The organism is Pseudoselenomonas ruminantium, assembly GCF_900113715.1.
In the GTDB taxonomy this organism is placed as follows: domain Bacteria; phylum Bacillota; class Negativicutes; order Selenomonadales; family Selenomonadaceae; genus Selenomonas_A; species Selenomonas_A caprae.
This window is the reverse complement of record NZ_FOQK01000003.1, coordinates 96,286-119,854: the sequence shown is the minus strand read 5'-3', so window position 1 is coordinate 119,854 and position 23,569 is coordinate 96,286. Positions and strand designations below refer to the sequence as shown.

Annotated in this window: 18 protein-coding genes; 17 read left to right on the top strand and 1 reads right to left on the bottom strand. The window is 57.5% G+C overall.

The features are described 5' to 3' along the window. The first annotated feature begins 74 nt into the window (after nt 1-74). The 9 genes from gdhA to BM181_RS02585 all read left to right on the top strand — a co-directional run bounded on the left by gdhA (nt 75) and on the right by BM181_RS02585 (nt 13,590). Nucleotides 75-1,424, top strand: a complete 1,350-nt coding sequence (gene gdhA, locus BM181_RS02625; RefSeq protein WP_075442194.1) for an NADP-specific glutamate dehydrogenase — start codon at nt 75-77, stop codon at nt 1,422-1,424. Nucleotides 1,425-1,538: 114 nt separating this feature from the next. Beyond that, nucleotides 1,539-2,585, top strand: a complete 1,047-nt coding sequence (holA, locus tag BM181_RS02620; protein ID WP_075442192.1) for a DNA polymerase III subunit delta — start codon at nt 1,539-1,541, stop codon at nt 2,583-2,585. Between the two features lie 43 nt (nt 2,586-2,628). Next, nucleotides 2,629-4,719, top strand: a complete 2,091-nt coding sequence (locus BM181_RS02615) for an NAD-dependent epimerase/dehydratase family protein (protein ID WP_075442190.1) — start codon at nt 2,629-2,631, stop codon at nt 4,717-4,719. Beyond that, on the top strand, nt 4,716-5,615 hold the full coding sequence (locus tag BM181_RS02610; protein WP_075442188.1) for a hypothetical protein: 900 nt from the start codon (nt 4,716-4,718) through the stop codon (nt 5,613-5,615). The genes BM181_RS02615 and BM181_RS02610 overlap by 4 nt, the downstream gene beginning before the upstream one ends. After that, nucleotides 5,608-7,431, top strand: a complete 1,824-nt coding sequence (locus tag BM181_RS02605) for a DUF2194 domain-containing protein (RefSeq protein WP_075442186.1) — start codon at nt 5,608-5,610, stop codon at nt 7,429-7,431. The genes BM181_RS02610 and BM181_RS02605 overlap by 8 nt, the downstream gene beginning before the upstream one ends. Continuing rightward, nucleotides 7,431-8,858: a GT4 family glycosyltransferase PelF gene (pelF, locus tag BM181_RS02600; RefSeq protein ID WP_075442184.1), complete on the top strand. Its 1,428-nt coding sequence runs from the start codon at nt 7,431-7,433 to the stop codon at nt 8,856-8,858. Before BM181_RS02605 ends, pelF begins: the two co-directional genes overlap by 1 nt. Next, on the top strand, nt 8,858-10,339 hold the full coding sequence (gene pelG, locus BM181_RS02595; RefSeq protein ID WP_075442182.1) for an exopolysaccharide Pel transporter PelG: 1,482 nt from the start codon (nt 8,858-8,860) through the stop codon (nt 10,337-10,339). Before pelF ends, pelG begins: the two co-directional genes overlap by 1 nt. Then, the gene (locus BM181_RS02590; protein WP_075442180.1) at nt 10,336-12,579 is read left to right on the top strand and encodes a coiled-coil domain-containing protein; all 2,244 of its coding nucleotides are present in this window, start codon (nt 10,336-10,338) and stop codon (nt 12,577-12,579) included. Before pelG ends, BM181_RS02590 begins: the two co-directional genes overlap by 4 nt. Before the next feature lie 15 nt (nt 12,580-12,594). Further along, entirely contained in the window at nt 12,595-13,590 is a 996-nt protein-coding gene (locus tag BM181_RS02585) for an endo alpha-1,4 polygalactosaminidase (protein ID WP_082336122.1), read from the top strand. A gap of 30 nt (nt 13,591-13,620) precedes the next feature. On the opposite strand, the gene BM181_RS02580 is transcribed toward BM181_RS02585, so the two are convergent. Further along, nucleotides 13,621-14,778: an MFS transporter gene (locus tag BM181_RS02580; protein WP_075442178.1), complete on the bottom strand. Its 1,158-nt coding sequence runs from the start codon at nt 14,776-14,778 to the stop codon at nt 13,621-13,623. Between the two features lie 173 nt (nt 14,779-14,951). On the opposite strand from BM181_RS02580, the gene BM181_RS02575 reads away from it, so the two are divergent. From BM181_RS02575 to BM181_RS02540, 8 genes are all read left to right on the top strand, one after another. Then, nucleotides 14,952-15,530, top strand: coding sequence for a flavodoxin family protein (locus BM181_RS02575; RefSeq protein ID WP_075442176.1), 579 nt, complete (start codon nt 14,952-14,954; stop codon nt 15,528-15,530). A gap of 275 nt (nt 15,531-15,805) precedes the next feature. After that, nucleotides 15,806-17,224, top strand: coding sequence for a GntP family permease (locus BM181_RS02570; protein ID WP_075442174.1), 1,419 nt, complete (start codon nt 15,806-15,808; stop codon nt 17,222-17,224). Nucleotides 17,225-17,346: 122 nt separating this feature from the next. Continuing rightward, nucleotides 17,347-18,225, top strand: a complete 879-nt coding sequence (locus BM181_RS02565; RefSeq protein ID WP_075442172.1) for a DMT family transporter — start codon at nt 17,347-17,349, stop codon at nt 18,223-18,225. Between the two features lie 335 nt (nt 18,226-18,560). After that, nucleotides 18,561-19,703: a cell division protein FtsZ gene (gene ftsZ, locus BM181_RS02560; protein WP_075442170.1), complete on the top strand. Its 1,143-nt coding sequence runs from the start codon at nt 18,561-18,563 to the stop codon at nt 19,701-19,703. Nucleotides 19,704-19,867: 164 nt separating this feature from the next. Next, entirely contained in the window at nt 19,868-20,584 is a 717-nt protein-coding gene (locus BM181_RS02555) for a tRNA threonylcarbamoyladenosine dehydratase (RefSeq protein ID WP_371263003.1), read from the top strand. Further along, nucleotides 20,581-21,543, top strand: coding sequence for an NAD(P)H-dependent glycerol-3-phosphate dehydrogenase (locus tag BM181_RS02550; RefSeq protein ID WP_075442166.1), 963 nt, complete (start codon nt 20,581-20,583; stop codon nt 21,541-21,543). Before BM181_RS02555 ends, BM181_RS02550 begins: the two co-directional genes overlap by 4 nt. 162 nt (nt 21,544-21,705) lie before the next feature. Next, nucleotides 21,706-22,194 carry a CarD family transcriptional regulator gene (locus tag BM181_RS02545; RefSeq protein ID WP_075442164.1) on the top strand — a complete coding sequence of 163 codons (489 nt, stop codon included), beginning with the start codon at nt 21,706-21,708 and terminating at the stop codon, nt 22,192-22,194. A gap of 203 nt (nt 22,195-22,397) precedes the next feature. Continuing rightward, on the top strand, nt 22,398-23,555 hold the full coding sequence (locus BM181_RS02540) for a PIN/TRAM domain-containing protein (RefSeq protein WP_075442162.1): 1,158 nt from the start codon (nt 22,398-22,400) through the stop codon (nt 23,553-23,555). Nucleotides 23,556-23,569 lie beyond the last annotated feature (14 nt).

The window sequence follows — 23,569 nt, the reverse complement described above, 5'->3', positions numbered from 1 at the left end:
CTGAGAAGCGTTGGAGGGGAACTTCGGGACCCTTGCTGGCAGAATAGAATATCTAGGCAAAAGGAGCGATTACTTTGGCAGACATGAAACAGTATGTCCAGGATACCCTGGACCTCATTGGCAAACGTGACCCGGAACAGAAACAGTTCAAAACCACGGTTTCAAAAGTCTTGGAGACTGTCGTACCTGTTCTGGAGAAGCATCCGGAATACAAGGAACAGAAGATTCTCGAGCGCATGGTCGAGCCAGAGCGCGTCGTCTCCTTCCGGGTGCCGTGGCAGGATGACAAGGGCGTGACGCATATCAACCGCGGCTTCCGCGTCCAGATGAACAGCGCAGTCGGCCCCTATAAAGGCGGCTTGCGCTTCCATCCCAGTGTCAACCTCGATATCCTCAAATTCCTGGCCTTTGAGCAGGTTTACAAGAATGCACTTACGGGCCTTCCTATCGGTGGAGCGAAGGGCGGCTCGGATTTCGATCCGCATGGCAAGTCAGACAACGAGGTCATGCATTTCTGCCAGAGCTTCATGACGGAGCTCTATCGCCACATCGGCCCTCATGTCGATGTGCCGGCTGGCGATATCGGCGTAGGCGGCCGTGAGATCGGCTATCTGTTCGGCCAGTACAAACGCATCTGCAATGCCTATGATGCGGCGGTGCTCACGGGCAAGCGTGTGGACTATTGGGGCAGCCTCGCCCGTCCGGAAGCTACGGGCTATGGCCTGATGTATTTCGTCAAGAACATGCTCGATGACAAGAACATCAGCCTCAAGGACAAGACCCTCGTCGTCTCTGGTGCTGGCAACGTGGCGACTTATGCCATCGAGAAGGCACAGGAATACGGTGCCAAGGTCGTTACCTGCTCCGATTCGGACGGCTATATCTATGATCCCAATGGCATCGACCTCGATGCGGTCAAGGAGATCAAGCAGGTGCGCCGTGGCCGCATCAAGGAATATGTCGCTGCGCATCCGCAGGCCGAGTACCATGAGGGCTGCACGGGGGTCTGGACGGTCAAATGCGATGTGGCACTGCCCTGTGCGACCCAGGGAGAGATCGATATCGAGAGTGCCAAGGCTCTGGTAGCCAACGGCGTCATCGCGGTCGGTGAGGGTGCCAATATGCCGTCGTCGCTGGAGGCTATCGAGTACTTCCAGCAGAACAAGGTGCTGTTTGCGCCGGCCAAGGCGGCCAATGCCGGTGGCGTTGCCGTATCGGCACTGGAGATGTCGCAGAACTCCGAGCGCCTGCAGTGGACGTTTGCCGAGGTGGACAACAAGCTCAAGGATATCATGGCCAATATCTACCGCTGCGCGAAAGCAAATGCCGAGAAATATGCTGACCCGGATGATCTGGTGGCGGGCGCCAATATCACGGCGTTTGTCAAGGTAGCAGATATCATGCTGGCCCATGGGCTGGTCTGAGCTTTGACGCAAAAAAATACTGGGGCATCGCTTGTCTGAGCGATGCCCTTTTACTATAATATTAGAATACGGAGAGAATGTAAGCTATGATGAAAAGAAAGATGCGGATATGACGTGAAATTTGGCGAGTTTATGGTGAAACTCCAGCAGCAGCAGGATTGTCATCTTTTCCTGCTGGCTGGCGAAGAACATTATTATATCGACAAGGCCCTGAAACGGATTATGGCGGGGCTGTTTTCGCATCCACAGGATGCTGCGGAGTCTGTTCAGAAAATCACGGCTGATATCGATACAGATGATCTTATCGGCATGATCGAGACGGCTCCTTTTTTTGCTGACAAAAATGTGCTGCTGCTCCGCAATACGGCGCTGTTCAAGGACAAGGCCAAGCAAGACGGGGAGAAGAAGGCGGCGGCCAAGGACAAGAAGATGGAGCGCCTGTTGGCGACGCTGGTGGATATGCCGCCGTTCAGCTATGTCATCTTCGTGACGGGAGACAAGGCGGACAAGCGGCGTAAGCTATACAAGACGATAGAGAAATACGGCCTGGTGCTGGAGGCTGAGGCCGTGCGTGCCTGGAACATCAACGACTGGCTGCAGGGCAAACTGCAGTCGATGAACCGCGAGCTCGATCGCGATGCCTACGCGTATTTCCAGGGAGCGGTCAGCATGATGCAGCAGATCTCCCTGGAGTTCTTGGACCGGGAGTTTGATAAGCTGGCCTTGTTCGCCGAGGAGCGCCGCATCACCAAGGCAGAGCTCGTCAAGGTCTTTGCCGGCCTGCCGGAGGTATCGGTCTTCTCGCTGATGGATGCGATAAGCGAGCGCAACAGCCGCAAAGCATTGATGCTTTTGAAGCGGCAGCTGGCTGATGGCACTTATTTCACGGTGATCCTGTCGCTGCTGACGCGTCATGTGCGCCAGCTTTGGCAGGCGAAGACCTTGCAGGCCAAGGGGATACGCGGCAAAGCGCTGGCCAAGCCCATGGAACTCAATCCATTCATCGCGGAAAAGCTTGGCCGGGCGGCGGCACAGTTCCCTGAGGCGGTGCTCAAGGCGGCGATGCTGGAGCTCATCGACGCCGATTATTGGCTCAAGACGGGGCAGGCTGGTGAGGAAATACTCGAGCATACAGTGATCCGTCTATGCGAAAAGGCTTAGGGCATAGCGGCAGAGATAGAGATAGGCAGAGAGGGGGCGCGGCATGGCGGCAGATCGCAAGGATATCCGCAAGAAGATCGTTTTTGCCGGTCAGGGACTGTTCTGGCAGACGGAGTTGCGGCAGGTGTTTACGAAAGAGGGCTGGCAGACCTTTGTGTGGGAGGCGGATAAGCCAGCATCCGAAGAGGTCATCAAGATTCACAATATCCCTGTGCTCGTCTATGCGCTTGATGTGGCTCTGACTGGCGAGCCAGGCATCAAGGCGCTGCAGGATTTCCTGCATGTCCTGCAGGCTGGCTGGCAGGCTGGTGTCACGCAGGTGTATTTGGTGTCGTCGACGCTGGCCGAGCCACTGGCTGAAGGGCAGCGCCCCTTGAGCGAGGTGGCTGCCATGGCGGAACGCATGGGGCGTGGCTGGGCGGACGTCACAGGCTGCGGCTTTGCTATCGTGCGGCTGCCCGAGGTCTATGGCCCAGGCTGCCGCAAGCAGGATGGCTTCCTGAGCCGCGCGCTGTATTCGCTGGCGCAGGGCGGGGTGGTGACGAGCCGGCGGCCGGGGAAGCGGGCGTTCCTATACCGCGAGGATGCGGTATATGGGCTTTACCGGGCCGTTGCCCGCCGCTACACGGGCGGAACCATCAGCCTGGCAGCGGGCGAGGCAGTCCGCTGGGAAGAGCTGCCGCAGCTGGTGCGCCAGGCAACGGGGAAGGCTTGTCCGCTGGCAATCGATGCAGATTCTGCGGAGGATTATGCGATGGGCGGCATGGCAGAGCAGAAAGCGGCATCCGAGCTGGGCTGGCGGCCGAAATATCCGCTGGCCGAAGGCTTGCAGCTCACCTGGCAGTATGTGCAGGCAGCAGCCGCTGACCAGCAGCGGGAGCTGGCAAACACTGGCAGGCGGCTGCAGTGGCAGCAAAGGCTGCGGCGGGCCATCCCGTTGGCAGAGAACCTGGCTGGCTTTGCCTTGATGGGGGCAGTCATGGCCTTTCAGCAGGGGCAGCCGGTGAATCCGATTGTCCCCTTTGATATGAATTTTGTCTATATCGGTGCCATGGGGCTTCTCTATGGCAAGCAGCAGGCGCTGCTTGCGATGGCGCTGTCGTCGGTGCTGCTGCTTGGCGCCATGCTGCATCAGGGCAGCACGCTCGTGGGGCTGTTCTATGTTCCGGCGATGCTCCTGCATCTGATCACGTATCTGTTGGTTGCGGTACTCACCGGCTATGTGGCTGACAGCCGCAGGTATGAACGGGAGGCAGCCCATTGGCAGGCAGCCCAGCATGAGGAAAGGCTGGCTGTCTTGAAGCGCCTATACGATGAGAATATGGAGGTCAAGAATCATCTGTACCACCAGATCGTGAATTCCGATGACAGCATCGGACGCCTCTACCGGATCATCCGCAATCTTGACAGTGTGGAGCCCGAGAATATCTTCACTCAGGCGGCTGCTGTCACGGCGCAGGTGCTGGATGTCCGGGACATCGCCGTCTACGTGGTGGGCAATGACCAGCGGTATCTGCGGCAGAAGGTACGGCTGGGGCGGCTGGCAAACCAGCTGCCGCGCTCTTTGCGCGTGGCGGATTGCCGCTATCTGCAATCCGTGCTACACGAGAAGGCGGTCTATATCAATCGGGAACTGGCGGCGGATGCGCCAGATATGGCGGCGCCCATCATCCATCAGGGAAGGGTCATTGCTGTCGTAGAAGTCTTTGGCATGCGGTTCGAGCAGTGGAGCCTGCATCAGCAGAATCTGCTGTCGATCACGGTGCGCCTGATATCGTCGTCGATGGGACGAGCCTATCAGTATGAGAGCGAAATCCAGGCGCGGCGCTACTGGGGGAATACCCGTATCCTGCAGGCCAAGGAGTTTGACAAGATTATCGCGGAGCTCAAGGCGCGCCGCCAGCTGCAGGGAGATCTGCCGCTGGCCATGCTGCGGGTGGACATGACAGGCCTGGACTACCAGGAGCTGGACAGCCGGCTGTCCGGCGCCATCCGCAATGAGGACTTCGTGGGCTTGCGGGCGGATCGCGTCTATGTGCTGCTGCCGGATGCAGATGAAGAGGTGACGGCGATGGTCCAGCGCCGCTTACAGAAGCGCGGGCTGCAGACCCAGGTCGATGAGGGGATAGTATGAGTATGTTTTCGTTGGCAGTCCTGTGCCATCTGCTGCTCACAGCGGCGTTCTTCTGGCTCGACTGGCGGGCCCATTCCCTGCCGCGGGCCTTGGCGGAGTCTGTGCTGGTGCTCTGCCTGCCATTCTGCGGGCTGGTCATCCTGCTGCTGTTCAAGCTTGGCTGCCGGCTGCTGCATCTGTATCGGGAGCGGGTACCGGAGCAGGAAGATGCGGGCGAGGCGTTCTTCCGCGGCACGGAATTGGATCGTGATATCATCCCGCTCAATGACGCCTTCCTGGTCAGCGATGTGCAGCAGAAGCGCCATTTCTTCACGGAGGCCATCAAGCAGTCGGTCGTCGATAACCAGAATATCCTGCAGATGGCCATGCATGACCGTGACCGGGAGATTGCCTATTATGCGGTATCGATGCTGACGACGCGTATGGAAAAGCTTGAGACGAAGCTTTTCGAGCAGGAGAGTGCCGTGCTTTCCGGCCAGCGGGAAGAAGATGTGGTGCTGCTCGAGGAATACGTGGAGATGCTGCGCGAATACCTGTCGCAGCGGGAGTTCATCGATCATGTGACCTGGCGCAAGAAGCAGGGGGACTATATCGGCTTGCTGGATCGCCTGCTGGCGCTGCGGCCGGACAATATCGGCTATTACTGCGAGGAGATCGGGCAGCTCCTCGATATACGCAATTTCCGCACGGCGGAGCAGGTCTGCGAGCAGATGATGCTGCGTTTCCCTGCGCGGGAAGAATCGTATCTCATGTATATCGAGCTTTACCAGGCGGAGCACAGGCCGGAGGACCTGCAGCGGGCAATCCAGGCGCTGAAGGCTTCGCCGCTGGAGTTGTCGCAGAAGGCGCTGCAGGTGATCCGTTTTTGGGATAAGGAGGTACGCAGCAATGGATAAACGGGGCATTGCGCTGGTGTTCGCCCTGGTCATGGTGCTGGGCGTGTTTTTCCAGTTCAGCCGCATGGATGGCTTCCTGCACCTGTCACCGCTGCGGAATCTGGCGCTGCTGCCAGCGATGGAGGAGCAGGGGGATGCGGTGGCACAGGCGCGGGACAGATATCTCATCCTCTATGACCCGCGGGATGTGGGCAGCGTGTTTGCCCGCCATCGGTTGGCAAAGATCTTGGCGCAGCAGAAGAAGGACTGCGACATCGCCTCCATCTATGCGGATGATACGGCCGTTGACGGCGGCTACCGTGGTGTCCTGTTGGCGTCAGGCAGCCTCGAGCGCGTGGCCTGCCTGCCAGCGGTGCGCCAGTATGCGGCGGCAGGTGGAACCGTAGCTGTTCTGATGCGGCTGGAAGCGGCAGACGGCAGTCTGCCGCAGGACTTGCTCGCGGAGCTGGGCGTTGCGCGGTTGGGCGGCGGCAAGACAGTCCGTGGCATCCATCTCTGGACGGATTTCCTGTTTGGCGGCCAGGGGGCTTCCTTTGGCGAGGGGACGGTCTATGATACGGTCTGCACCGAGGCGCAGTTGAGCGGCGATGCCACGCTGCATATCAGTGCGGCAGACGGCCAGCCGCTGCTCTGGGAGCATGCGGCCGGCAAGGGGAAGTACCTGGTCTACAATGGCAGTGTGCGCGACGACAAGACGAATGCGGGACTGCTGACGGCTGTCATCGCCCACTGCGGGGCGGAGGATATCTATCCCGTCCTGGGGACGAAGCTGGTCTTCATCGATGATTTCCCTGCACCGATCCCCGAGGGCACCAATCCCAAGATCTATGCGGAAATGCAGCTGACGACGGAGGATTTCTATCGCCAGCGTTGGTGGCCGTATATGCGGCAGGCAGCCAAGGATTTCAATCTGAAGTATACGGGGCTCATCATCGAGTCGTATGGCAATCAGGTCGAGGGGCCCTTTGTGCCGCCGGCTGGCAGCCGTATCCGCAATGATTTCATCATCTACGGACGGGAGCTGCTGGACATGGGCGGCGAGCTGGGCATCCACGGCTATAACCATCAGTCGCTGGCACCAGCGGGCTATAACCAGGGGAATCTTGATTACCAGCCCTGGCCCAGCCAGCAGGCCATGGCTGAGTCGCTGCAGGAGCTTCGGCGCTATGTAGAGGATGCCTATCCCGGTTATGAGATCCGGGCCTATGTGCCGCCATCGGATATCCTGAGCCCTGAGGGCAAGGCGGCGATACGGCAGGTGTTCCCCGAGGTGCGGATCTTTTCCTCCCTGTTTGATGGTGTAGCTCCCGATAAGGCGTATATCACGGATTTTGACCGCCAGGGGGATGGCACCTATGATATCCCGCGCACTTCTGCCGGCTATATGCCGAGCCGGCAGAGCATCTATGAGCAGATCAGTGTCATCAACTATATCGGTTGTTTTTCCCATTTCGTCCATCCCGATGAGATGTTCTATGTGGAGAGCCAGGATAAAAGCTGGGCAATGATGGAAAAGGGGTTCCGGGCGTTCTTGGCAGAGATGCAGGCGCGCTATGATTGGCTGCGCCCCGTGACGGATTCGGAGTGTGCAGCCTATCTGGATGATTATCTCGACATGGACTACCGCGTGCAGCGGCTCACGGACCGGCTGGTGCTGCATTGCTGGGATTTTGGTCATCCGCTGCGGTTCATCCTGCATACGGATAAGACCATCGGTCATGCGGAGGGGGCGGAGTTCACGCGCATTGGCACGGACTGCTATATGATTGAGACGCAGTCTGCCAAAGCGGTATTATTCTGGAAGGAGGAGAACTGATGCGTATCTGCCTGTTGACGGAAGGGTCCTATCCCTATGTGGTAGGCGGTGTATCTTCCTGGTGCCAGATGCTTATACAAGGCTTGCCGGAGCATGAGTTCTTCATCTACTCCATCGGGGCCGAGGCCAAGAACCGCGGCGATTTCAAATACAAGCTCCCGGCCAATGTGGTTGGCGTGCAGGAGGAGTTCCTCGATGATATCCTGAGCCTCAAGTCAAAGGGAATGCGGGAGAATATCCTGAACGCGGCTGAGCGGAAACTGCTTTACGAGCTGGTGACAGGCAGCAAGCCTATCAACGTCCAGGAGCTGTCGGTGATCTTCCGTGACCGCGGCCGGTTCCAGAGCCCGCTGGACATCTTCATGAGCAGCGATTTCTTCGATGTGATCCAGCGGGTATACGAGGAGAACTATCCGTATCTGCCCTTCACGGATTTCTTCTGGACCCTGCGCTCGATGCTGCTGCCCCTGTTCTTCCTGCTGCAGCAGGATTTGCCAGCAGCGGATGTCTATCACAGTGTCGCCACGGGCTACTGCGGGGTGATCGGTGCGATGGCAGCGGAGGTCTACCATAAGCCATTCATCATCACGGAGCATGGCATCTACTCGCGTGAGCGCGAGGTGGAGATCATCAAGAGCGATTGGGCCAAGGGCGACTTCAAGTCGGTCTGGATCCAGTATTTCTACAATCTGGCCAGATTGTCTTACCGGGTGGCCGATCATGTCTATACGCTGTTTGAGCACAATGCCGAGATTGAGCGCGACCTGGGCTGCGATCCGGCAAAGATCGGCATCGTGCCGAATGGCGTGCATATGGAGCGTTTTGCGCAGATTCCTGAACTGCAGCCCCATGAGGGGCCGCTTACGCTCGGAGCTGTTGTCCGCGTTGTGCCCATCAAGGATATTGTCACGCTGCTGCGGGCCTTCTTCCTCGTCAAGCAGGAGATTCCCGCAGCCCGGCTGGTCATCATGGGCGGCTTCGATGAAGATCCCGAATATTATGCCTTATGCCAGCAGACCGTAGCCATGCTGCGGATTGAGGATGTGACATTTACTGGGTCGGTGGATATCGTCAAGTATCTGCCGCAGATAGATCTTATGATCCTTTCGAGCATCAGTGAGGGGCAGCCGCTGGCGGTGCTGGAAGGGCAGGCGGCGCATCGGCCGTTTGTGACGACGGATGTCGGCTGCTGCCGTGAGCTCATCTATGGCGACAGTACGGATACGCTCGGGGCGGCGGGGGCTATCGTTGCCCCGATGGATTTTGAAGCCATGGCCAAGGAGATTGTCCGGCTGGGCCGTGACTTTGCGCTCAGGCGGCAGATGGGCAGCATCGGCTACGAGCGCGTCAAGCGCGGCTACACGTATGAACATTTCCTGGCAGCGTATCGCAGGATATACGCGCAGGCAAAGGAGGTCAAGGGCTGATGGCAGGCGTCGGCTTCGAACTGAAGAAACTCTTTACGGCCCGGACGGCGGCTGGTCATATCCGGGCTTATTCGTACTCGGCCATCATCACGGCGGGGCCCTTTGCCTTGCTGACGGGCATGGTACTGGCCGTCCAGCTGCTGTTCCGGCACTTTGCCGTGCCGGCGGAGTCCGTGCAGGTCTTTGTGGCGGCTGTGGTGTATGCGTTCATTTTCTCGCAGATCTTGTCGAGCGGCTTCACGATGGTGCTTACGCGCTATCTGGCTGATTCCCTGTCGCTGGCACGTTACAAGGATATCACGGCTTCACTGTTTGGCAGTGCGGCGCTGCTATCTGCCCTCGGGGGGCTTCTGGCGCTGGCTTTCTTATGGGGCAGACCGCTGGCATCGTTGACGAAGTGGCTCGCATATCTGTTCTTTGCCCTGCTGCTGATTTCCTGGGTGGAAAGCGTATACCTGACAGCCATCAAGAAATACAAGCGGTTGCTGCTGAGCTATCTGGCTGGCGTCGTGGTGAGTATAATGCTGGCAGCGCAGCTGCTAGGGGCAGGCTGGCTGCCGGCCGAGCAGTCTGCGCTGCTGGCCGTCGATATGGGCATGGCCCTTTGTGTCCTGTTGTTCCTGTGGCACATCGCTGCCTGCTTTGGCTTGCCGGAAGATGGCATGAACTTTGCGTTCTTGCCGTATTTCGAGCGCCATTGGCGGCTGTTCGTGATCGCTGCCAGCTATGCGGCCGGACTGTTCCTGCCCAATATCCTGATCTGGTTTGGCCCTTGGGGTGTCGAAGTGGCGGGAACCTTCCGCTATTCGCCGGTCTATGATGTGGTCACCTTCTATGCGCTGCTGTCAGTCCTGCCGCTCATGATGGTGTTTGTCGTGTCAGTGGAGACGAATTTTTACCAGCGTTATGCAGTCTATTTCTCGCATATCACGCGCAAGGGGAATTTCCGGCAGATCGAGGATGCGCGCAAGGACCTGTTGCATGTCCTGTGGTTTGAGCTGCGGCATGCCGCAGAGCTGCAGCTGGTGTTCACGCTGGTGTTCCTGGCGCTGGGCAGCTATATCCTGTCGCGGGCGGGGATTACCTATGAGCAGGTCAACATGTTCAATGTCCTGCTGTTCGGTGCCTTCTTTACGGGACTGCTGCAGCTCATCTACATTCTGCTGATCTATTTTGACTATCAGAAGGATGTGCTCATGGTGTCATTGTTCTTCTTGGCCAGCAATCTGGTGCTGGGCGTCTTGGGCCTTTGCTGGTGGGGGGAGCAGAGCTACGGGTTCACCTTTTTCCTGGCGGCGGCAGCAAGCTTTGTGGTCGCTGCCTGGCGGCTCGATCATTTTGCCAGCCGCATCAACTATCTGGTATTCTGCTCACAGCCTGTCTTCTATCAGCCGCCACATGGTCTGCTTACCCGGCTGGCCATGCGTTTGTATGGGGAGCGGTATGTTGATTTGGAGCGAGAGAGGAGGGAGGAGCCATGAGGCTTAGCCGCAAGGGGCGTAAACGCTTGCAGCCTCAGAAAGAAGCGGCGGCTGCCGCCAGGCGCTTGCGTGAGCAGTCGGCCATGCGCATGACGCGCAGCCGCCGCCGGCACATGCAGCAGCAGGAATTCCTGCGGCAGGGAGCGGCGGCGGTTTCGCTTGGTTCGCTTGGCCTGCTGCCAGCAGTGGCTGCTGAGGCGGCCTCCGTCCATACGTTCACCGAGGTGCCGGAGGCCCTGCAATCCCTGCGCGATTCACGTGACCGCATCCGTGATTTCGCAGCTGCCAAACGCAATGTGCGTGAAGCCGCTGATGCCTTGGTGCAGGCTGAAGCTGCTCTGCAGCAGGCAAGGCAGTCTGAGCGGGATGCTGCGGCGGCACTGGCGACGTCGCGGCAGGAGCTCGATGAAGCTGAACGCCGCTTGCAGCGGGTGACCGAGGAATTGTCACGGGCAAAAGCCGAGAGCGCTGCCCGCACGCAGGAGGCCTTGGCTGCCCAGCGGGCAGCTGCGGATTTCCTGCCCCACATTTCAGCGCAGCAGACGATTGTCAGCGAGCTGCTGGCAGACCGCCAGACGGTACAGGGGAATTATGCGGCAGTAGTGGAGCAGATGCGCACGTATGAGCAGCAGCAGGAAAATCTGGAAGCTATCATCGAGCAGGCCTGGCAGAGCGTCAACTACGAACAGAACCGGCTCTATGACGTCATCGCCAAGGTCAATGCGGCCAGGCAGGCATCGGGCATGGTGGCCGACCGCAGCGGTGAGCTGGCACCATTGGCAGCCCGGCTGCAGGAGCTGGATGCGGCCATCGATGAAAGCGAAGCCGCACTGGATGCGCTGGATGCGCAGCTCGATGCCCTCGTGGCTGCGCGCGAGGCGGCTGAGGATGCGGAGCGCGATGCGCGGCAGTGGGTGGCAGATCTTACCGGGCAGCAGGACGACGCGCAGACGGATATCCAGCAGCGGCAGCAGGATGTGGCCGATGGCATCAAATGGAGCCAGGAAGCGGCGGCTTATGTGGCAGAAGCGTCCCAGGCTCTTCAGGACACGCAGCTGTGGAAGCAGCAGGCGGATGATTCGCTGGCGCATTTCGGTGAGGGATGGGGCGCTGGCCTGGGCTTCGAATACTATACCTGGCGCGGGGCTGGGCAGCGTGGCTACCAGCTCTATCAGCCAATCGGCTTCTATGCGGCGGAGAAGCAGTGGGATTTCTCGCTGTCCACGGGCTGGCTCGATTCGGATACAGGCCTTCGCAAAGGCCATGTACGCGGCTGGACGGATACCACGCTGGGCATGGTGCTGAGAAACAACCATAGGCAATACGACGTGCATTATCTGCTGACGGTCAATGTGCCGACAGGCGTTTCCAATGTGCATCAGAATGCGATGATGGCCGATGGGCTGGCCAGGTACAATTCGTTCAGCGAAGGCTGGCAGGTGACGCCGGGCATCGAGGTGACCCGGCATATCACCGGGCGCGACAGCCTGACCGGGCGGCTGAGCTATATCATCCGCGGCGATTACAGCTATCACAGCAGTGTGGCAAAAAGCCTGTCGGCGGCGGATCTGAGTTACGATGCTGTCCGTGCCTATGCCGCAGCGCGGGGGATTGACCTGTCACGGGTGCAGGATGTGGAAACAGAAGACCGCATCGATCCCAGCAATCAGTTCCGACAGGATCTGACGTACCGGCACAGCGGGGAACACGACCAGTTCTCCGCCCAGCTGACGCATATCAATGCCAGCCATTCGTACTATCGCAGGCAGCTCTACTCATATTTGGAGAGGGGAAGGGAGTACGTCCTGGATGACAGGGCTATTGCTCTCGACGGGCGCAATGACGATGGCGAGGATTGGATTTTGCGTCTCTACGGCAATCAGGATATCGATGAACGGGACTCCTGGCAGTATTATCTGATCGGCAGTTACCAGGAAGGGACGACGGCGAGCAGCATGCGGCGCTACTATGGCGGCCTGGGCTGGCGACACCAGTTTGACCGGCAGCAGGCGGTTTATATCCTGCTGGGGTATGGCGAGACGAATGGCCAGAGCTATAACTGGCGGACAGGCACGGAGGAAAACGGCCGCCGCAGCAAGTCGGTGCTGCTGGGCTATGATTATCGCTGCAATGAGCGGGCTGCACTGGCAGCCAAGCTGGAAACCTACACGATCGATGGCGATGACACGGATTCCTATCATGGCTGGAATATGAGCCTGATGTATAATCACACGTTCTGATACAGGAGAAAAACAATGGCTGGAAGAATGGGCGCGTTACTGCGCAAGATCGCTCTGGGGCTTGGGCTGCTCACGGCATCCTCGGCGCTGGGAAGCAGCGAAGCGGCAGAGCCTGTGGCTTATGACACGGCGATGGTGGACCTGCTGGGAAGCCTGCATGATTATGTGCAGGTCCGGAAGCCTGGATTCGGGCTGCTGGCTAATGGCGGAGCGCCATTATACCTTCCGTATGATGGCAATACGCCGCAGAATGCCAGCAAGATGCTGCAGAGCCTTGACGGGCAGCTGGTGGAATCGGTGTTCTACGGCAGTGACCTCAAGGATGGCGAGGAGACAAGCAAGGAAACCAGCGATTATTACAAGCTGGCCCTGCAGGTCCCGCTGCAGGCGGGGCTGCCAGTCTTCAACATCGATTATGTGCAGACGGAGGCACAGAAGGCAGCTTCAAGGCAGAAAAACGACCGCTGCGGCTATATCAGCTGGGCATCCACACGGCGGAATCTTGATGCCATTCCGCAGGAACAGCCAGCCGGTATCAATGACCGCGATATCCGGAGGCTGGGGGATGTCCGCAATTTCCTGGTGCTGCTGAATCCTGGGAACTACGCGCGGGAAGAATACTTTGCACGGCTGGAACAGTCACCCTACGACTTGCTGATCATTGATCTGTATTGCGAGGACCGCCCGCTGACAGCGGCAGAGGTCTTGCGGCTGCAGCGCAAGCCGCAGGGCGGCCGCCGTCTCGTCTATGCCTATATGAGTGTCGGCGAGGCCGAGCCATATCGTGCCTATTGGCGGCCGAAATGGCAGGCAGAGCCTCCTACATGGTTGGCTGGGGTGAATGAGGATTGGGGCAGCCATCGCGTCAGATACTGGCAGAAAGAGTGGCAGGCAATCCTTTACGGAAGCCCCACGGCCTATTTGGATACCATCATGCAGGCAGGTTTTGACGGAGCTTTCCTGGATGTCATCGATGTGTATCAGTATTTCCGTGAGGGAAGTGCAAAATAAAATGCCAGCAGGCTTCAGCCTGCTGGCATTTTATTTTGTTGGTGTTGCTGCGGCGAAGGATGCGGCGAGCAGCAGGGGCAGCGAGGTCAGCAGCAGCGCGGTGGAAAGGCCGATGTAGTCGGCCAGTGCCGCGGTGATGGCTGTGCCGATGCTGCCAAGGCCGAAGGAAAGTCCGAGCATCATGCCGGCTGCCATGCCCGCATTGGCCGGCATGAGGTGGTTGGCCCAGACCAAGGAGCTGGGCTGGGGAGAGAGCAGGAAGAAGCCTGAGAAGAACAAGGCTGCGAGGGACAGCAGCTCTGTGCCGGCGTGCGTGAAGAAATACCAGGTGGGCAGCAGGCCGAGCAGCAGTGAGCCTACGATGATGGACTTATGGGAACAGCGCTTACCGAGCCAGCCGCCAGCGAGGCCGCCGGCAGTACAGCCGACCAGGAACAAAGTCAGCAGGCTGCCCGACAGCAGGGAGCTGTACCCTGCGTGGATCAGCAGCAAGGGCAGGAAGGTGGACACCGAGGTATGGGTCCAGCAGCGAAGGCCCATGGCGAGATTGAGCTTGATTACCGACCGGTTGGCAAGCACTTCGCCAAGGCGCAGGGCCCGCTGGCTGCTGCTATGGGCAGGGATGGTGGAGAACTGCTGCAGTTTGCTCTGGGACAGGATGGCAGCCAGCAGTATGCTGGGGAGGATCAGCCAGGGCAGTGATGTCAGCGGATAGACAGCGGTGAAGGCTACGAGGGCCAGCGGGGCCAGCGCAAAGCCGATGTTGCCACCAGCGATGTAGTAAGACATGTCACTGGAGAGGTTTTGCGGACTGCTGGACTTGGCGACCAGGGTCGAGCCGAGCGGATGGAAGAGAGAAACGGAAAGGCCCGTCAAGGCGATGACGAAAAACAGCATGGATTTGCTGGTGACGAAGCCTATCGTGCAGATGCAGATGGCGCCGAAGGGCAGGACGGGGACCAAGAGCCGGCGCCAGTCGTGCTTGTCCATGATGTAGCCGAAGACCGGCTGCAAGAGATTGCTGGTGATGGACATGACCATGATCAATAAGCCGCTGAGTGTCAGCGAAAGACCAAGCTGCGGGATGATGACTGGCAGCAGGATGGGCAGGAAATTGCAATAGAAATCGTTGAGGAAGTGTCCGGCGCTCAGCAGAGCGACATTCACGCGGAAAGGAATATGGTTCATAGTTGCACCTCGGGAATATAGCGATGATTGTTCAAAGATAACAGATTCCATTGTAGCAAAGCTGGCTGCTGAACGCAAAGCCTATCATGCCAGCTGGCTGTAACAAACCTTACGGTCATCGCCGGTCTTTTGTGTTACAATGGCAGTATCTAAATGAGACAGGGGGATATGATATGACGAAATGGGCTGTGATCTACTCTTCCGTGACCGGGAATACGCGGCAGATTGCGGAGGCGATTGCCCAGAAGGCTGATGACGCGGATATTTTCCGCGTACAGGATGCGCCGCAGGATCTATCGGCATATGATGTGGTGGCCATCGGCTATTGGCTGCGGCTGGGCCAGCCAGACCCGTTGACGCTGAAATATCTGGCAGGTGTGGAGAATGCGAAGGTGGTATTCTTCCAGACGCATGGGACGGCGCCGACCAGTGAGCATGCCATCACTTCCTTTGCCCGGGCGGGCTATCATCTGGGCGCGGGTTGTGAGATACTCGGCACCTTTGGCTGCCGTGGCAAGATCAATCCGGCTATGCTGGAAAAGCGCAAGAAGGCTGGCCCTGATGACCCGCATGGCGGGCCCCAGAGCAAGGAGCGGTGGCGTTTGGCAGCAACGCATCCCGATGCACAGGACATCGCGGCGGCGCAGGATCTTGTCGAGCGCATGGAGCATAAGCTGGTCCTGAAGGCGCGGTTCGCGGCCAAGCAGGCAGCGAAGCTGGCGGCATTGCAGCAGCAAAGAAAACAGGAGTGATGGCAAAGGGGCAGTTGGACGTATGCGTCCGGCTGCCCCTTTGTTGTTGGCAAATATTCTGAATAAAAGGACAAATATAAATTTTAATTGACAATAAAAAATATTAATGGTAATATAAAATCTGTAAACGAAACAAGCAGGGAGAAAAGCAGCCGGCAGGTGTCGGCTGCTTTTCCTATGGAAAAAAAATCTATCATTCCTAATTGTTATCGTTTCGCGGTGTTTATAGTTTATTATTATTGAATCCTATTTACAGAGGGGAGTCTTTGGACGACATGGAGGCACTTTGTATAGCATTGGCATTGCTGGGGTTGATGTATTTTGCGTATCGGGGTTGGTCGATCATCCTGATTGCACCGTTTTTTGCCGGGCTGGCGGCACTGGCCAGCGTCTTTGATATCCTGCCGGTTTATAGCGAGCTCTATATGACACGCCTGGCAGAATACGTCAAGACATACTATCCGGTATTCCTGTTTGGCGCGGTGTTTGCGCGTCTGATGGAGAAAGGTGGCTTGGCTTCGGCGGTGGCCGGCAAGATTGTCGACGTGCTTGGGGAGAAGCGGGCGATATTGGCGGTGCTGATGGGCTGCGGTGCGTTGACCTATGGTGGCCTCAGTGTTTTCGTCGTTGCATTTGTCATGTATCCGTTCGGTGCGGTGGTCTTCAAGAAAGCGGATATTCCGAAGCGGCTGCTGCCAGCGGCGCTCTGGGTGGGTATCTTCTCGTTTGCGATGGTCTCGCTGCCGGGCACGCCGCAGATCCAGAACATCATCCCTTCGTCGTATTTCCAGACGAGCACTTGGGCAGCACCGGGGATTGGCTTGTTTGCGTCCCTTTTGTTCCTGTTGATCGGCTGGGGCTGGGTAGGGCATCGGGCAAAGGTGCTCAAGGCTTCCGGTGAAGGCTACGGCAATCATGTGGTGGATGGACGGCGCAAGCGCAATCCGAAGATCCATATCCCTTGGTACTGGGCACTGCTGCCGCTGGTGCTGGTCATCGTCATCAACGTCATCCTGTCGAATCCGTTTGGCTGGGCTTGGGGCTTCCATTGGAGCGCTGACAGCTTGGAGACGCTGAAGGATCTGCATCTGTCGCTGCTGGCGACGCAGGTCGGCAAGGTTTCGGCCATCTGGTCCATCAGTGTGGCACTGATCATCAGCAGCATTGTGGCAGCCTATATCGGCCGCAAGCGGTTCATGGTGCTTGACGGTTTCCTGCCGCCGATCAACTATGCGGCACTTTCCTCGGGTACGGCCGTGCTCAATGTAGCTTCGGGCTATGCATTCGGCTGCGTCATCACGGCAATGCCGGGGTTCCTGCCCGTGACGCAGTGGCTGGTCGGCATTGCGGATTCCTTTGGCCCGCTGCTTTCGGCTGTCATCACGACGAATATCATGTGCGGCATCACGGGCTCGGCATCGGGCGGCCTGACGATTGCTTTGTCAGCCCTCGGTGAACAGTGGGCAGCAATGGCGACGGCGGCAGGAATCCCGCTGGAGGTCTTGCATCGCATCGTGGCGATCGCTTCGGTAGGTATCGACCCGGTGCCGCATTGTGGCGCCTTGGTCACCTTGCTGGCCATCTGCGGGCTTACGCACCACGATTCCTATTATGATATCGCCGTGGTCATGGCGTTGAAATTCTTTGTGCCTTTCTTGTGCATCTTGTTCTATATGCTGACAGGTATCTGCTGATATCTGCCAAAGACCAGCAGGCTGGGGATTGCGTGTCCTCAGCCTGTTTTGTCATGGCTGGCTGTGTTGAAAAAAAGCCGCAAAGTCCTTATAATGGAAACCATCACGAAGGGAGAGATTGCATGCGGCTCAAAGGTTCTTTGCTGCTTTTTGGTGCGGCCTTCATCTGGGGCACGACATTTGTCGCGCAGATGGTGGGCATGGACGGACTGGGACCGTTTACCTATGCGATGGCCAGGTATTCGCTGGGGCTCCTGTTCCTGCTCGGGCTCTGGCATGCGCTGCGCGGGCAGCGGGAGCAGGCAAAGCAGCGGGGGACGTATCACCCGGGCTGGCGGGCTGGGTTCGGTGCCGGCGCCATCATGTTCGTGGGCACTTCGCTGCAGCAGGTGGCGATGCTGTATACGACAGCCGGCAAGACGGCCTTCATCACGGCGCTCTACATCATTCTGGTGCCGTTGGGGGCAGCGGTGCTCGGCAAGAAGATCTATGGCGAAAACTGGGCAGGGGCCCTGGCGGCTCTGGCGGGATTGTATCTGCTGTCCATCCATGGTGCCATCACGCTGAATTTCGGCGATGGCCTGGTTTTCCTGAGCGCGTTCTTCTGGGCTGCCCAGATCCTGTTCATCGACCGCTATGCCGAGCGCGTCGATGCCATCGAGCTTTCGGTGGCGCAGATCTCAGTCTGCTGGTTTGGCAGCACGCTGGCGGCGCTGTGCTGCGAGGATATCAGCTGGAGCCCGCTGGTGGCGGCTTGGTTTGCCATCTTCTACGGCGGTGTGATGTCGGGGGGCGTGGCCTTCACCTTGCAAATCTATGGGCAGAAGTATGCCGAGCCGGGGCCGGCAGCCATCATCATGAGTTTCGAGGCGGTCTTTGGTGCTGTGTCGAGCTGGCTGCTGCTCGGCGAGGTCATGAGCACGGCGCAGATCGCTGGCTGCGGCCTCATGTTTGCGGGGGTGCTGGTCACCCAGTCGCGTTTGCTGTTCAAACGGCGCTGAATAGGGATTGCTATTTTTGATAGACAAGTGTATAATCAGTTTAAACGGTTAACTTTCATTGCTAGATGCGAATATTATGCTGGATGCGAAGTAAGGAAGTGTTTGGCGTGAAGCTTGACAGCTTGAAGATCGTTCTGGCTTGTTTAGCGGTATTCCTCTTCAGCTGAGTCCGTGGATAGACTGGCGGAGAGGGGAGGCAGGGCTGCTTGTGGGCAGTCCTGCTTTTTTTTGTGGGTGATGATGTTGCTGCGATATTTCTTGCTTGGCAGGCAGGAATGACCACTGTGGATGGCGAATACATATAAAGATATGTTGAAATGAGAGGGGAATGTTCCATGACACCAGATGAAACATCAATCATAAAACCGAAAGTCAAGATCAAGGTGTTCGGCGTCGGTGGCGGCGGAAATAGTGTACTTATGCGCATGGGACAGCATAATGAGCTGGAGATCGAACTTATCGCGATCAATACGGATGCCAAACAGCTGCAGCTGGTGGAACAGTCAGGTGTTCGCTGCATCCAGATTGGTGAGTCGCTGACGCGTGGCCGGGGAACCGGCGGCAATATCGCTGTGGCCGAGCAGGCCGCCAAGGCAGAGGAGAACAAGATAAAGGATGCCCTCAACGGGGCAGATCTGATATTCATAACGGCTGGTATGGGCGGCGGTACAGGAACCGGTGCTGCTCCTGTGGTGGCGCGTCTGGCCAAGGAGCTCGGTATATTGTCTGTCGGCGTTGTGACGGTGCCGTTCTCTTTTGAGGGCAGCCGCAAGAAGCGTACGGCCATGGAGGGCATCGTCAAGATGCAGTCGCAGATGGATGCGTTGATTGCCGTAGAGAATGACAACCTGATGAAGCTGCCGGAGAACCGCCGCATGACGATCGTCACGGCGTTCGAGTATGCCGATGAGGTGCTCAAGCAGGCCATCAACTGCGTGGCTGAGCTGATCCTCACGACGGGTGTCATCAACGTCGACTTTGCCGATGTCACGACGATTTTCCGTCAGAGCGACAGCAGCGACGCCCTGCTGGGCATTGGCAGCAGCAAGCGCAGTGCTGTGGACGCCGTCAAGGCGGCGGCTGAGAGCCCGCTCATCGACAAGGGGCTCAAGGGGGCACGCGGTGTCATCCTGAATCTGACCGGTGACCATACATTGAGCCTGTACGATGTGGATGAGGCGACGCGTTATATCGTCGAGCATGCTGACCCGGAGGTCAATATCATCCTCGGGACAGTGGTGGATGATTCGATGAATGGCAATGTCCAGGCGACGATCATCGCTACGGATTTTGCCGACAGCGTGGTCATGAAATCACCGACGGTCAAGGTGCCGGAGAGCAAGGTGCAGAAGACGGCTTTCTCTCTCGATACGCCGTCCTTCATGAACAAGACCAAGGAGAAAACAGCCTTCAAGCAGCCGGGGGCCTTTGCAATCCCGGCCTTCAAGCTGACGGATGATCCCCAGGACAAGAAATGACTAGGATAGTCTCAAAGGAACTGCAGGCATGTCTGCAGTTCCTTTTTCCGTCGTGAGCAGGTATAATGGATACAGGATTCCAGGCAAGGAAACAGAAAGGAACGGATACATTGGGTAATTTAGGCAGATTCTCCCGTACGGAGCTGTTATTGGGAGAAGCGGGAATGAAGAAACTGGCTGAGGCAACCGTAGCGGTATTTGGCGTGGGCGGTGTCGGCTCCTTCGTGGCGGAGGGACTGGCCCGGGCTGGTGTCGGGCATCTGGTGCTGATCGATAACGATCTCATCTGCTTGACGAATATCAACCGCCAGATCCATGCGACCTCGAAAACGGTAGGCAAGCCGAAGACGCAGGTCATGAAGGAGCGCATCCTCGACATCAATCCGCAGGCAGTCGTGGATACGATCGAAGATTTCTACCTGCCGGAGAATGCGGAGAAGTTTTTCCAGCAGCATTATGATTATGTGGTCGATGCCATCGACACGGTGACAGGCAAGATAAATCTTGTGCTGCAGTGCCGTGAGCTGCACATCCCCATCATCTGCAGCATGGGAGCTGGCAACAAGCTCGACCCGACGAAGTTTGAGGTGGCAGACATCTACAAGACGAGTGTCGATCCGCTCGCACGCGTGATGCGCAAGAAGATGAAGGAGCATCATGTCAAGAAACTCAAGGTGGTCTACTCGAAGGAGAAGCCGCTGGCGGTAAGACCGGGGGGCTGCGGCAAAGCCTGTGTGTGCCCGCCAGGCAGTGCCAATAACTGCGCGGCGAAACGCGCTGTACCGGGCAGCATCTCATTTGTACCATCGGTAGTAGGTCTTATCATCGCCGGCGAAGTCGTCCGTGACCTCACTGGAGCGAAAGTGGAGGTATCAGCATGAAGGTAACAGTTCTCGGCTGTGGCCGTTGGGGTACGTTCCATGCCTGGTATGCAGATCATATCGGCCATGACGTGCTTCTCTGGGGCCGCAAAGGCTCGAAGCATCTGCAGGAACTGAAGGAGACCCATAAGAATGAATATCTGGAACTGCCGGAGCGTGTAGCTTTGACCGATGACATCGAGGCGGCACTGGCGTTCGCGGATACGATCGTGATTTCCATCAGCAGCCAGCAGCTGCGTAGCTTCGTCGGTGAGCTGGCTGCACTGGGGCTGGCGGGCAAGCGCTTTGTGCTCTGCATGAAGGGGCTGGAGATCGGCACAGGCAAGCGGCTGACGACGGTATTCCGCGAGGCGGCTGGCGAAAACATTCCTGTGGCCGTATGGGTTGGCCCGGGACATGTGCAGGACTTCACGCGGGGCATCCCCAATTGTATGGTCATCGCTGCAGCTGATATGCAGCTGACGAAGGAACTCGTCGAGGCCTTTTCCAGTCCGCTGATCCGTTTCTACTATGGGGAGGATCTGCTCGGTACCGAGATCGGCGCGGCGGCAAAGAATGTCGTCGGTCTGGCGGCAGGAATGCTCGATGGCTTTGGCTATGGCAGCTTGAAGGGAGCGCTGATGGCCCGGGGGACACGGGAGCTGTCGCGTCTCATCGAGAAGATGGGTGGCGATAAGATGACGGTGTATGGCTTGTCCCATCTGGGGGACTATGAGGCGACGTTGTTTTCGCCGCATAGCAACAACCGCCGGTTCGGTGAGGACCTGATCACGGGCAAGCCGTTTGCCAAGCTGGCTGAGGGTGTCTATACGGTGGAGGCGCTGATGGATCTGGCGCGTGAATATCGGGTGGAGCTGCCGATCTGTGAGACGGTCTATGAAATCGTGCACAACCACCAAGATCCGAAGGATCAGCTCACCCAACTGTTCATGCGCAGCACGAAATCAGAGCTGGCATGAGTCCAAACGATATTTTGTGACACGGTTCCCTTGACGATATAGTTCTTATATGTTAAAATTTAAAATTTAACTTTTGAAATAATGCAGCAACCATGCTATAATAAAAACGCAGGTAAATTGAGATGTGCCAACTTGACCATTGTGTCCTGAGGGGGTGTGTGTTTGCTGCAGGTAGGAGATAAGGTAGTCTATCCGATGCATGGAGCCGGTGTGATCGCTGGGATCGAAAACTGTGAAGTGCTCGGAGAAGGGAAGTCGTACTATGTCCTTCAAATGCCGTTGGGCAACATGAAGGTGATGATTCCGACGGATAATGTGGACAATATCGGTCTGCGGGATGTTATCTCCATGGCGAAGGTAGATGAGGTACGTGATGTACTTGAGGACAAGCCGGAACGGGCATCAGGAAGCTGGAACAAACGCTTTCATGCCAATCTTGACCGGATGAAGAGCGGCGACATCTGCGATGTAGCAGCGGTTGCCCGCAACTTGATCCTGCAGGACCGGCAGCGAAAGATTTCTTCCGGAGAAAGGCGGCTGCTGGATCTGGCCAAACAGATCCTGGTCAGCGAGCTCGTCTATGCCTGTGGCAAAACACCGGAGGAAGTGGAGGGCTGGATGGAAGAGATCCTGTCACATAACCTGCACTGACGGGACGAAGATGTCTGGCATGAGGAATTGCGCATGAGTGGGATCTTGCTTGTGTACAATTCCTCTTTTTTGTCTTATGGGGATGGCGCCTCGATAAAGAATTAAAATCTTTTGAGAATTCACTGTGTTGGTTGACAGTACCCCGTGGGATTGTCTATACTGACCTTATAGCTATATCTTATAGGAGAAAGGAGGTGGAGAAGATGCTGGATCGTGTATTGCGCTTTTTTATCACCTTGTTCATGGCTATTGCCGGTGGTGCCCTGCTGAATCTGGCGGCACCGTTGTTGACGAGCTTCATCAGCACGGAAATCCTCAAGGCGGATATGGGCTGGTTCAAGCTGACCTTCGCTGGACTGGTGTGCATCCTGCTCGGCGCTGTGATTGGCGGCATCGTAGGTTTCATCCTGTCGTCGTATTTCATCCGTCAGCTCAAGCGTTTCTCGGCCTGGGTAGAAGTGCAGCTGAACAAGATGCCAATCCATGATGTCATCGCCGGTGTAGTGGGATTGTTTCTCGGACTCATAATTGCTAATCTATTGGGCTATGCCTTTTCCAAGATTCCGGTTGTCGGTGAGTACATACCAGTCATTTTCAGCATTGTCTTTGGCTATCTGGGCATCACGCTGACGATCCGCAAACGCAAGGATCTGACGGGCATGTTCGACTTCATCCAGAAGCTCACCAAGGCAGTGTCCAAGAATCCTGAGCAGGCAGCTGCGGCCAAGGGCAAACAGCCTGCTGCGCCTGCCGAGGCAAAGCCGCAGCAGCAGTACAAGCTGCTGGATACCAGCGTCATCATTGATGGCCGCATCGCTGATATCTGTGATACGGGCTTCATCGAGGGGACGCTTCTGATTCCGGTCTTCGTGCTGGAGGAGCTGCAGCATATCGCCGATTCGTCGGATGCACTCAAACGCACGCGTGGCCGCCGTGGCCTGGATATCCTGCAGCGCATCCGTCAGGGGACGCGCTGCAAGGTCGAGGTGACGAATGTTGATTTTGACGATATCACCGAGGTGGACTCCAAGCTTGTACGCCTGGGGCAGCAGGTCGGCGGCAAGATCATCACCAACGATTTCAACCTCAATAAGGTTGCTCAGCTGCGTGGTGTCGAGGTGCTCAATATCAACGAGCTGGCCAATGCCGTGAAACCGGTTGTGATTCCGGGCGAGGCTATGGAAGTGACCGTAGTCAAGTCGGGCAAGGAGCAGGGACAGGGGGTTGCCTATCTCGATGATGGCACGATGATCGTCATCGAGGGTGGCCAGCGGTTCATGAATGAGACGATTGCCGTTGAAGTCACGTCGGCGCTGCAGACTGCAGCTGGCCGCATGATTTTTGCGAAACCGAAGAATTGACAGAATATGGTAAG